This window comes from Mesorhizobium sp. P3_A8 (assembly GCF_056402995.1).
The window spans coordinates 64,296-75,003 of sequence record NZ_JBFUGI010000008.1; the positions used below are offsets into that span (position 1 = coordinate 64,296).

A 10,708-nucleotide genomic window follows, 5' to 3' on the forward strand; every position below is an offset into this window, starting at 1 on the left:
AAAATTATCCAGGATAAAAGATATCCATGAACTGGAGATCGGCACCATGAAGCTGGGCGAGGGCGTTGAAGCGGCCATCCATTGCGCGGCCACGCTGGCGAGCGTCGAGGGCAACAGCACCATGCCCGGCGCTGCCCTGGCAGAGGCCTTCGGCCTGTCGCCGAGCTATCTGCTGAAGCATCTCAATATGCTGACGGCGGCGCGCATCCTGGAATCGGTATCGGGTCCGGCGGGCGGCTACAGGCTGGCGCGGCCGGCCGAACGCATCACCCTGCTCGACATCGTGCTGGCCGTCGAAGGGCGCGAACCGGCGTTTCGCTGCGGCGAAATCCGCCGCAACGGTCCGGTCAAGATCGATGCCTCGGCCTATGTCAAACCCTGCGGCATCAATGCTGCGATGCTGAAAGCTGAGCGCGCCTATCGGGCGGCGCTCGCCGAAACAAAGCTGTCCGACATTGTGGCGGATTACGCGGCGGAGGGCGATCCGAGATCCTTTGCCGCGAGCTGCGCCTTCGTGGCGCGCCACCAGCGGCCGCAGAAACCCAGTTCAACCCCGCAAAACCCAAAGCAGATGTGAAAGGAAAGATGATGAAGCCGAGACTGCAATTTTACGCCAAGGCGCCCGAGATCATGAAGGCAGTGTCGGCGCTCAACAAGGCGGTCGACGAATGCGGGCTCGAGGTCAGCCTGCTGCACCTGATCAAGCTCAGGGCCTCGCAGATCAATGGCTGTTCCTATTGCGTCGAGATGCATAGCCGCGAGGCGCGGCGCGATGGCGAGACCGAGCAGCGGCTCTATCTCGTCGCGGCCTGGAAGGAATCGCCGCTGTTTTCCCCGCGCGAGCGCGCCGCCTTGGCCTGGACCGAAGCCGTGACCCTAATCGCCAACAATGGCGTGTCGGACGAGCTCTATGCCCGCACGCTCGAGCATTTCTCGGAAGAGGAACTGGTCAAGCTCTCAGTCGCGCTCGGCATGATCAACACCTGGAACCGGCTTTGCATCCCGTTCCACGCCATTCATCCGATGCCGGCTGCCAAGGCTGCCTGATTTTATATCGCCATGGGAGCGCCGTCGGGAGGCGGCGCTCCAACTGCTTTCAAAGGGAGAGATTGATGCCTACCGATTTGCCTTCGACCTTGTTGTTTCTCGGCCGCCTGTTGCTCGGCGGCGCGTTTATCTTCGCTGGCCTGCGCAACATCCAGAACGCGGCTTTCCTTACCGGATTGATGGCCGCGCGCGGCGTGCCACAGGCCCGACTGGCGCTTTGGGCCGGCATCGTCCTGCAGGTCATCGCCGGCGTGCTGGTGATGGCAGGCTTGTGGACCGCGATCGCTTGTGCGGTGCTGGTGTTGTTCCTGATCGTCGCCACGCCGATGTTCCACAATTTCTGGGACCATCAGGGCCCGGACCGCGCGGCGCGCATCAACGGCTTCGTCGGCAATGTCGCGCTGAGCGGCGGTTTCCTGACGCTGATCGCGCAGTCGCTTTGAAGGCCGAAATCACGCCGCAAATCGCAACCCGCCATCGCAGGTCAGCACCTGGCCGGTCATGAAGCCGTTGGAGACGAGGAAGGCTATCGCCGAGGCGACGTCCTCGGCGCGGCCGATCCTGCCCACAGGCGTCTTGCCGGCATATTCGGCAAAGACCGCCTGCCGCTGTTCGTCCGGTAAAAAGTCCCACCACGGCGTGTCGATGACGCCGGGCGCCACGACGTTGACGCGCAAGGGCTTCAGCTCGACAGCCAGGATCGGCGTCACGGTCAGCAGCATGCCGTTGACGGCACCGATGCCGGCGACGCCGGGCATGGTGGCCTGAGCCGATACCGCCGATATGAAGGTCACCGACCCCGATCTGTTCAGCGTCGGCAAGGCGGCCTGCAGGCAGGACAGTTGCGGCCGCACCTTCTCCTCGACGCCGCTGCCGATGTCGGCAAGGTCGAGGGTCGCGAAGGGACCAAGGCCCTTGCCGCCGCTCGCCGCCAGAACGAGGTGGTCGAACGGGCCGAGACGTTCGAAGAATTGACGGACCTCATCCGGCTTCGACGCATCGAAGGCGGCCTTGTCGGCGGCGCCGCCGAGGCTTTTCCAGGCGTTGTTGAGCTTGTCCTGGTTGCGGCCGGTGATCGTCACCTTCATGCCGGGCCCAATCAGCTTGCGCGCGGTCGCCAGGCCGATGCCGGAGGAGCCGCCGATGATGACTGTGTGTTCGGTTCTGTCGGTCATGAATGCTGTTCCTTCTGTTCTGGGGAAGCCAAGCCGACAAGGTCGAGGCTCAGGCTTCGCAATTGTTGTCTTGCCTTGGCGTCGTAGGCCTGGGCGTCGGCGCGGGATTCACGCAGGCCATCGAAATAGAGGCCGGCGCGTCCTTCGAGCGCGGGTGAGGTGGCGAGGTTGACGATGGCGTCGGCGCCGGTTTCGACCGAACTCCAAGGCGTCACGCCTGCCTGCCGGACCATGGTGGTGTCCATGTAGCTTGCTGGATGCAGCGCGTTGACGGTGACACCGGTGCCCTTCAACTGTTCCGCCAGATCGACGGTGAACAGGATCTGCGCCAGCTTGCTCTGGCAGTAGGCGCGCACGCCGCTATAGCCATGGGTCAGCATGACATCGCCGAAGTCGATCGCCTGCTGGCCTGCCGAGGCGACATTGACGATGCGCGCCGGAGCGCTGGCCTTCAGCAGTGGCAGAAGTTCCGAGGTCAGCAGGAAACCGGCGAGATAGTTGACCGCGAAGCGCAGTTCATAACCGTCGGCACTGACCTTTCGTTTGGTGCCTGCCGTACCGACGCCGGCATTGTTGATGAGGATGTCGAGCCGGTCCGTTCGGGCGCGGACGGCCTCAGCGAGGCGGCGAATTTCGGCCAGCGAGGCGAGGTCGGCGGCCAAGAACTCGGCCTTGCCGCCGGCGGCTTCGATCTCGGCCATTGCCGCCTTGCCGCGCGCGGCATCGCGACCGTGCACCAGCACGCGGGCGCCGTCGGCGCCCAGCCTTTGCGCGACGACGCGGCCGACGCCGTCGGTCGAGCCGGTGATGAGGATTGTCTTGTCTTTCAAGTCCATTCCTGGAGCCTCCTGTCTGCTGCTCTGGACGCAAGATGGGACGCCTGACGGATYTCAAACAGTTCAAACTTTATCCTGGTATCAGTACTGCTATAATAGGCACCATGGATGCTCCCTCACATTCCGCTGAAGACAGCCGCCGGCGCGAACTCGGCGCTTTCCTGCGTTCGCGCCGCGAAAGGCTGACGCCCTCGGCAACCGGCATCACGACCGGTCTCAGGCGGCGCACGCCGGGCCTGCGTCGTGAAGAGGTGGCGATGATCGCCGGCGTCGGCACCACCTGGTACACCTGGCTGGAGCAGGGGCGGGAGGTCAGGCCCTCCGTGGAAGTGCTGACGGCGCTTGCAGAGGCATTGCGCCTCGACGCCGTCGAGAAGCGGCATCTGTTCATCCTTGCCGGGCGCCAGCAGCCTGAGCGCCGTGTGGTTGCGCCGGAAAAGGTCGACGGCCCCTTGCTGCACATGCTGCAAAGCCTCGTCCTGCAGCCGGCCTATGTCGTCGGCCGGCGCTGGGACGTGCTTGCCTGGAACCCGGCCGCTGTCGCGGTGTTTGGCGACTACGGCCTGCTTGAGGGGGATGCCTGTAACATCGTCCATATGGTGTTCACCAACCCGCACCACCGCCGCCTGCTGGTCGACTGGGAAGAACTCGCCCGCGTGGTTCTCGCGTCGTTTCGCGCCGAGAGCGCCAAGTATGTCGGTGATCCCGATTTCGACCGGCTGATCGCGCTGATGATGCGCTCAAGCCCCGAGTTCCGCGACTGGTGGCCCCGGCGAGACGTGGCGCGAAGGCTTACCGGCATGAAGCATGTCCGGCATCCCACCGCCGGCCCGATGGCCTTCGAGCATATGAGCTTGTCGATCGACGATGGTTCCGACATGAGGCTTGTCGTCTACACGCCGCTCGCCGAGCAGAACTCTATCGCCAAGCTGCAGACTTTGCTGGACGCGCTGCCGGCCGAGCGGCGCAGCGCCTGAGCCATCGCGGCAGGGTCAGCCCTTCGGCTTCAGCCCCTCAAGAAACAATTGCTCCAGGAACCTCGCGGCGTCCTCGAAGCGGCCGTCGCCGCCGCGGTTCGGCCCGAGCACCGCGCGGACCTGGACGTCGAAATCGGCGTAATGCTGCGTCGTTGCCCAGATCGAGAAGATCAGGTGCCAGGGGTCGGTCCTGGCGATCTTGCCGGCGCGCATCCAGCCCTTGATGACGGCGGCCTTCTCGTCGACCAGCGTCTTCAGCTCGCCGGCCAGCAGCGGCATGATGCGTGGCGCGCCTTGCAGGATCTCGTTGGCGAACAGCCGGCTCTCGCGCGGGAAATCGCGCGCCATTTCGAGCTTGCGCCTGATGTAGCTTCTCAACTCGGTCATCGGATCGCCGATGTCATCGAGTTCCCTGAGCGGCGCCAGCCAGGTGTCGAGCAGGCGCTGCATCAGCGTCTCGTGAATGTCTTCCTTGCGGCGGAAATAGTAGAGCAGGTTGGGCTTCGACATGCCGGCCGCTTCGGCGATCTGGTCGATGGTCGAGCCGCGGAAGCCGTTGGTGGAGAACACTTCGAGTGCGGCCTCCAGGATCAGCTCACGCTTTTCCTGCTGGATGCGGGTGCGGCGAGGGGCGTCCGTGCCGGCGTTCACCATTGCAAGCCCTCGCATTGAGGGTCATCTGGACCAATTCTCTGGACCAGTTTTTCCCTAGCCTGTGGAACGCACTTCAGGAGCCGCATTTCCGCTAGTAATCCCTTGACCGCCGACAGGGCGGTGCTAACGTTTGTCCAATCGGTCAAAAATTTGCGTAGCATGAAAGCGCGGCAAAGACCAAGCGTTGGACGCACCGAAACAGTTTACAAGGGGAAGTCCTGCTCATGTCCAACCGGCTGAAAGTCACGCCGAACGATCTCAGCGCATTCTGGATGCCGTTCACGGCAAACCGGCAGTTCAAGCAGGCGCCGCGCATGTTCGTGTCCGCCAAGGACATGCACTACACCACCAGCGATGGCCGCAAGGTGCTGGACGGCACCGCCGGTCTCTGGTGCGTCAATGCCGGCCACTGCCGGCCGAAGATTACCGAGGCGATCCAGCACCAGGCCGCCGAGCTCGACTACGCGCCTGCCTTCCAGATGGGTCATCCGATCGTGTTCGAACTGGCCAACCGCCTGGTCGACCTCGCGCCCAAGGGCATGGACCATGTCTTCTTCACCAATTCCGGTTCGGAATCGGTCGAGACCGCGCTGAAGATGGCGATCGCCTATCACCGCGTGAAGGGCGAGGGCTCGCGCACCCGCCTCATCGGTCGTGAGCGCGGCTATCACGGCGTCAATTTCGGTGGCATCTCGGTCGGCGGCATCGTCACCAACCGTAAGATGTTCGGCACGCTGCTCGGCGGCGTCGACCACATGCCGCACACGCATCTGCCGGAGAAGAACGCCTTCTCCAAAGGCGTGCCGGAATATGGCGCGGAGCTTGCCAACGAGTTGGAGCGCATCGTCGCCCTGCACGATGCCTCGACCATCGCCGCCGTCATCGTCGAGCCGGTCGCCGGTTCCACCGGCGTCATCCTGCCGCCCAAGGGCTATTTGCAGAAGCTGCGCGAAATCTGCACCAAGCACGGCATCCTGCTGATCTTCGACGAGGTCATCACCGGTTTCGGCCGCCTCGGCGCGCCGTTCGCCGCCGACTATTTCGGCGTCACGCCCGACATCATGACCACCGCGAAGGGCGTCTCCAACGGCGTCATCCCGATGGGTGCGGTGTTCGTGAAGAAGGAAATCCACGACGCATTCATGACCGGGCCGGAACACATGATCGAGTTCTTCCACGGCTACACCTATTCGGGCAATCCGATTGCGTGCGCGGCGGCACTCGGCACGCTCGACACCTACAAGGAAGAGGGTCTGCTGACGCGTGGCGAGGAACTGGCGCCATACTGGGAAGATGCGCTGCATTCGCTGAAGGATGAGCCGCATGTCATCGACATCAGGAACATCGGCCTGATCGGCGCGATCGAACTGGCGCCGATCGCCGGCCAGCCGACCAAGCGTGCTTTCTCGGCCTTCGTCAAGGCGTTCGATCGCGGCGCGCTGATCCGCACCACCGGCGACATCATCGCGCTGTCGCCGCCGCTGATCATCACCAAGGGCCAGATCAACGAATTGATCGACCATGTGCGTGAAGTGCTGAGGTCGATAGACTAAACCTGCTTTTGTCTGGGCGGGTGGCGAAGGGAACCGCCACCCGCCCAGACCATGAAATGGAAGGACTTTGAATGGCCGCACCCGGCGAGAATCTGCGAATCAATTCGGACCGTTTGTGGGATTCGCTGATGGAGATGGCGAAGATCGGCCCCGGCATTGCCGGCGGCAACAATCGCCAGACCGTGACCGATGAGGACGGCGAGGGCCGGCATCTTTTCCAGCGCTGGTGCGAGGCCGCCGGGCTCGAAATGGGCCTCGACGAGATGGGCACCATGTTTGCCCGCCGCGAAGGCACCGACCCCAGCCTGCCGCCGGTCTATGTCGGCAGCCATCTCGACACGCAGCCGACCGGTGGCAAGTATGACGGCGTCCTCGGCGTTCTCGGCGGGCTGGAAGTGGTGCGCTCGCTCAACGATCTCGGCATCAAGACCAAACACCCGATTGTCGTCACCAACTGGACCAACGAGGAAGGCTCACGCTTTGCCCCGGCGATGATGGCATCCGGCGTGTTCGCCGGCGTGCTCGATCAGGCCGATGTCTACGAGCACACCGACAAGCAGGGCAAGAAATTCGGCGAGGAACTGGAGCGCATCGGCTGGAAGGGCACCGAGAAGGTCGGAGATCGCAAGATCCACGCCTTCTTCGAACTGCATATCGAGCAGGGCCCGATCCTCGAGGACGAAGACATCGACATCGGTGTCGTCACCCACGGCCAGGGGCTGAAATGGCTGCAGGTGACGCTGACCGGCAAGGAAGCCCATACCGGCTCGACGCCGATGCCCAAGCGCCGCAATGCCGGTCTCGGCATGGCTCGCGTGATCGAACTGGTGCACGAGATCGCCATGGACTACCAGCCCGACGCCGTCGGCGCGGTCGGCCACATGGAAGTGTTTCCGAATTCGCGCAACATCATCGCCGGCCGCACCGTCTTCACCATCGACATCCGCTCGCCGGAGAAGGAAGTGCTGGACGCCATGGATGGCCGCATCCGCGAAGGCATCGACACGATCTGCGAGGCGCTCGATATCCAGTACAAGATAGAGCAGGTCGGCGCGTTCGATCCCGTTACTTTCGACGCCGGCTGCGTCAAGGCGATCCGCGATGCCGCCGAACGGCTCGGTTATTCGCACCGCAATCTGGTCTCGGGCGCCGGCCACGACGCCTGCTGGATCAACCGCGTTGCCCCGACCGCCATGGTGATGTGTCCCTGCGTTGACGGGTTGTCACACAACGAGGCTGAGGAAATCTCCAAGGAATGGGCTTCGGCCGGTGCCGACGTGCTGTTCCATGCGGTGGTGGAGACGGCTGTCATCGTGGAGTGAGTTATGGAGGATAAAAACGATCTGGATTTTGATGCTCTAGTCGCATTCATTCGCAAAGAAATCGACGAATACGACTACCCAGCGCTGACGAAAGATCGGACTGATTTGGTGGGTGTGCCGTTAGCCGAAGACGTCGTCATAGCTGACCTCGCGCGATTCCGCGCAGCATTGGTGAAGCCCTACTGGATCGACGTTGATCGCCGTGACACCCTCGCGGATATGGAAAGCGAGACACCGGTTGTCGAGAGATGTTCGGTGGTTACAGACGATCGCGACGGTTACCTTTTGGCCTACGAACCTCACAAGCAAGAATTTCTTCTGGTTTATCGAACGGAAGATCGCTGTGTGTCAATTGGCATCCGAGGTGACGCGGTCGGTTGTTATCTGGCGATATAGAGGTTGATACGGCAGCGATCAGAAGAAGTCGCGCCGTTTGGAACAAGGGAACATGAAAATGACCAAAGTCATCAAGAACGGCACCATCGTCACCGCCGACCGCACATGGAAGGCCGACGTGCTGATGCAGCACGGCAAGATCGTCGCCATCGGCTCGGACCTGCATGGCGATCATGAGTACGACGCCACCGGCTGCTATGTCATGCCGGGTGGCATCGATCCGCACACCCATCTCGAAATGCCGTTCATGGGCACCTATTCGGCCGACGATTTCGAATCCGGCACGCGGGCAGCCCTTGCCGGCGGCACGACGATGGTGGTCGATTTCTGCCTGCCGGCGCCGCAGCAATCGCTGTTGGAGGCCCTGCAGATGTGGGACAACAAGACGTCCAAGGCTGCCTGCGACTATTCCTTCCACATGGCGATCACCTGGTGGGGCAAGCAGGTGTTCGACGAAATGGCCACTGTCGTCGACAAGGGCATCACTTCGTTCAAGCACTTCATGGCCTACAAGGGCGCGCTGATGGTCGACGACGACGAGATGTATGCGTCGTTCCAGCGCTGCGCCGACCTTGGCGCGCTGCCTTTGGTGCACGCCGAAAATGGCGACGTGGTCGCAGCGCTCTCGCAGAAGCTGCTCGCCGCAGGCAACAATGGCCCTGAGGGCCACGCCTATTCACGCCCGCCGGAAGTGGAAGGCGAGGCAACCAACCGCGCCATCATGATCGCCGACATGGCCGGTGTGCCGCTCTATGTCGTGCATGTCTCCTGCGAACAAGCACACGAGGCCATCCGCCGGGCGCGACAGAAGGGCATGCGCGTGTTCGGCGAGCCGCTGGTCCAGCATTTGACCCTCGATGAAAGCGAATATTTCAACAAGGACTGGGACCATGCGGCGCGCCGCGTGATGAGCCCGCCTTTCCGCAACAAATTGCACCAGGATTCGCTGTGGGCCGGCCTGCAGGCCGGATCGCTGCAAGTGGTGGCGACCGACCATTGCGCCTTCACCACCAAGCAGAAGCGCAACGGCGTCGGCGATTTCACCAAGATCCCCAACGGCACCGGCGGTCTGGAAGACCGTTTGCCGGTGCTGTGGACCACTGGCGTCAACACCGGCCGGCTGACGATGAACGAGTTCGTCGCTGTGACCTCGACCAACATCGCCAAGATCCTCAACATGTATCCGAAGAAGGGCGCCATCGTCGAAGGCGCTGATGCCGACATCGTCGTCTGGGACCCGAAGCGGAAGAAGACGATCTCGTCGAAGAAGCAGCAGTCGGTGATCGACTACAACGTGTTCGAAGGCTTCGAAGTGACCGGCCTGCCGCGCTTCGTCTTCTCGCGCGGCGAACTGTCTATCGAGGATGCCGAGGTGAAGGCCAAGCCCGGCCATGGCCAGTTCGTCGGCCGCGAGCCGAACGCGGCGGTCAACCGGGCGCTGTCGACGTGGAAAGACATCACCGCGCCGCGCAAGGTCGAACGGTCAGGCATTCCGGCGACCGGGGTCTGAGCTTGGCGCGTTCGGCCGCGCTCATCTCGGTGGTCCTGGCGGCAGTTGCCGGTGGTCCGGCAAGTGCGGCCGGGGTGCTGGCCGGCTCCTGGGGCAATGATGTCGGCTGTGCCGGCGTCAAGGCCGGGTATCAGGACAGCGATGCCTATATCCTGCTGACCGCGGAAGGCATCGAGACCTATGGCAGTGGTTGCCGGTTCGAGCAGCAATTGACGACGGCTCTGGGTACGCAATCGCTTGATGCAACCTGTTCCGCCGAGGGCGAGGCGGGGACGACGAGCGAAACCATCGTGGTCACCAACAAGGGAGAGGATGGTTTCTTGGTCACCATTCCCGGCCTTGAGAAACTGGGGCCGCTGCAATCATGTTCTTGACGTTGGGCAATGGGGGAATGAGCATGCGTGGTTTTAGTCTGTCTGTTGCGGTGGTTGTCGTTTTGACTGCCGGTCAGGCTTCCGCGGCAGGCATCGATCTGTCGAAACCCTATGGCGACAAATATGGCTGCATCAACCGCAACGGCCAGGAAGTCGCCGCCGATCAGATGCTGCTTTTGACCGACAAGGAATTGATCACCGCCGCCAGCGCCTGCACGTTCACGAAGACGCAAGCGCAGGCTGACGGATCGCTCGTGGTGACAGCGACATGTGAGGCGGAAGGCGAAGAGGGGCAGGAGCCGACCAAATTCACCATCAAGCACAGCGCCAAGAACGCCAAGAAGCTGACGATCGCCGACGCAGACGGCAACGTCATGGGGGAAGTCTCGCGGTGCAAATGACGGCGATCCCGTCGGCCTCAGGCGACCAGCGCATCCAGTTCCGGCAGCAGGACGACGCTTTCCTGTTCGTTGGGGTCGGTGCGGGCAATGACGGCCGAGGACGGGGCGTTGCTCAGATTGGCCGGCAGATGCGGCACGCCGGCCGGAATGTAGAAGAGGTCGCCGGCCTTGACGACGATGTGGTGCTCGAGCCGGTCGCCATACCAGGTATGGACCTCGCCGGAGAGCACGTAGATCGCCGTTTCATGGTTCTCGTGCAGATGCGCCTTGGCGCGGGCGCCGGGCGGCATGGTGAGAACATGCATGCAGATGCCGGAGGAGCCGACCGACTCCGTGGCGATGCCGGCAAAATAGGTCAAACCCTGCTTGCCTTCATAAGTGCTTTCAGGGCGGATAAGATGACAAGTCGGTTTGGGCGACATCGGGAAACTCCGGGCGTCGATTGAGTGGAACAAAGACCAAT

The 10,708-nt window shown here is 62.7% G+C and carries 14 protein-coding genes; 10 read left to right on the forward strand and 4 right to left on the reverse strand.

Going from position 1 to position 10,708, the window contains the following annotated elements:
- The first annotated feature begins 46 nt into the window (after positions 1-46).
- The 3 genes from AC1DX4_RS19650 (at position 47) to AC1DX4_RS19660 (ending at position 1,490) form a co-directional block, all read left to right on the forward strand.
- Positions 47-577 (forward strand): RrF2 family transcriptional regulator, encoded by a 531-nt coding sequence (locus AC1DX4_RS19650; protein WP_477221866.1) that lies wholly within the window; start codon positions 47-49, stop codon positions 575-577.
- An 11-nt stretch (positions 578-588) separates the two neighbouring features.
- Positions 589-1,047: a carboxymuconolactone decarboxylase family protein gene (locus AC1DX4_RS19655; RefSeq protein ID WP_477221867.1), complete on the forward strand. Its 459-nt coding sequence runs from the start codon at positions 589-591 to the stop codon at positions 1,045-1,047.
- Positions 1,048-1,112: 65 nt separating this feature from the next.
- The gene (locus AC1DX4_RS19660) at positions 1,113-1,490 is read left to right on the forward strand and encodes a DoxX family protein (protein ID WP_477221868.1); all 378 of its coding nucleotides are present in this window, start codon (positions 1,113-1,115) and stop codon (positions 1,488-1,490) included.
- A 9-nt stretch (positions 1,491-1,499) separates the two neighbouring features.
- On the opposite strand, the gene AC1DX4_RS19665 is transcribed toward AC1DX4_RS19660, so the two are convergent.
- Both AC1DX4_RS19665 and AC1DX4_RS19670 read right to left on the reverse strand, forming a co-directional pair.
- On the reverse strand, positions 1,500-2,222 hold the full coding sequence (locus tag AC1DX4_RS19665; RefSeq protein WP_477221869.1) for an SDR family oxidoreductase: 723 nt from the start codon (positions 2,220-2,222) through the stop codon (positions 1,500-1,502).
- The gene (locus AC1DX4_RS19670) at positions 2,219-3,058 is read right to left on the reverse strand and encodes an SDR family oxidoreductase (RefSeq protein ID WP_477221870.1); all 840 of its coding nucleotides are present in this window, start codon (positions 3,056-3,058) and stop codon (positions 2,219-2,221) included. The genes AC1DX4_RS19665 and AC1DX4_RS19670 overlap by 4 nt, the downstream gene beginning before the upstream one ends.
- A 104-nt stretch (positions 3,059-3,162) precedes the next feature.
- Between AC1DX4_RS19670 and AC1DX4_RS19675 the strand changes: the two genes are divergently transcribed.
- Positions 3,163-4,035, forward strand: a complete 873-nt coding sequence (locus AC1DX4_RS19675) for a helix-turn-helix transcriptional regulator (RefSeq protein ID WP_477221871.1) — start codon at positions 3,163-3,165, stop codon at positions 4,033-4,035.
- Positions 4,036-4,050: 15 nt separating this feature from the next.
- Here the strand turns inward: AC1DX4_RS19675 and AC1DX4_RS19680 are convergent, their stop codons facing one another.
- Positions 4,051-4,689: a TetR family transcriptional regulator C-terminal domain-containing protein gene (locus AC1DX4_RS19680; protein ID WP_477221872.1), complete on the reverse strand. Its 639-nt coding sequence runs from the start codon at positions 4,687-4,689 to the stop codon at positions 4,051-4,053.
- 224 nt (positions 4,690-4,913) lie between these two features.
- Here AC1DX4_RS19680 and aptA point away from each other — a divergent pair, with 224 nt between their 5' ends.
- The 6 genes from aptA to AC1DX4_RS19710 all read left to right on the forward strand — a co-directional run bounded on the left by aptA (position 4,914) and on the right by AC1DX4_RS19710 (position 10,245).
- On the forward strand, positions 4,914-6,242 hold the full coding sequence (aptA, locus tag AC1DX4_RS19685) for an omega-aminotransferase AptA (protein ID WP_477221873.1): 1,329 nt from the start codon (positions 4,914-4,916) through the stop codon (positions 6,240-6,242).
- 71 nt (positions 6,243-6,313) lie between these two features.
- Positions 6,314-7,564 (forward strand): Zn-dependent hydrolase, encoded by a 1,251-nt coding sequence (locus AC1DX4_RS19690; RefSeq protein ID WP_477221874.1) that lies wholly within the window; start codon positions 6,314-6,316, stop codon positions 7,562-7,564.
- Positions 7,565-7,567: 3 nt separating this feature from the next.
- Complete coding sequence (locus AC1DX4_RS19695; protein WP_477221875.1) at positions 7,568-7,960, forward strand: hypothetical protein; 393 nt, start codon at positions 7,568-7,570, stop codon at positions 7,958-7,960.
- A 58-nt stretch (positions 7,961-8,018) separates the two neighbouring features.
- A complete protein-coding gene (gene hydA / locus AC1DX4_RS19700; RefSeq protein ID WP_477221876.1) occupies positions 8,019-9,470 on the forward strand; it encodes a dihydropyrimidinase in 1,452 nt (483 codons plus the stop codon).
- Between the two features lie 2 nt (positions 9,471-9,472).
- Positions 9,473-9,844: a hypothetical protein gene (locus AC1DX4_RS19705; RefSeq protein ID WP_477221877.1), complete on the forward strand. Its 372-nt coding sequence runs from the start codon at positions 9,473-9,475 to the stop codon at positions 9,842-9,844.
- A gap of 23 nt (positions 9,845-9,867) precedes the next feature.
- Entirely contained in the window at positions 9,868-10,245 is a 378-nt protein-coding gene (locus AC1DX4_RS19710; RefSeq protein WP_477221878.1) for a hypothetical protein, read from the forward strand.
- Between the two features lie 17 nt (positions 10,246-10,262).
- Here the strand turns inward: AC1DX4_RS19710 and AC1DX4_RS19715 are convergent, their stop codons facing one another.
- Positions 10,263-10,667 carry a cupin domain-containing protein gene (locus AC1DX4_RS19715; RefSeq protein ID WP_015317160.1) on the reverse strand — a complete coding sequence of 135 codons (405 nt, stop codon included), beginning with the start codon at positions 10,665-10,667 and terminating at the stop codon, positions 10,263-10,265.
- Between the last annotated feature and the right edge of the window lie 41 nt (positions 10,668-10,708).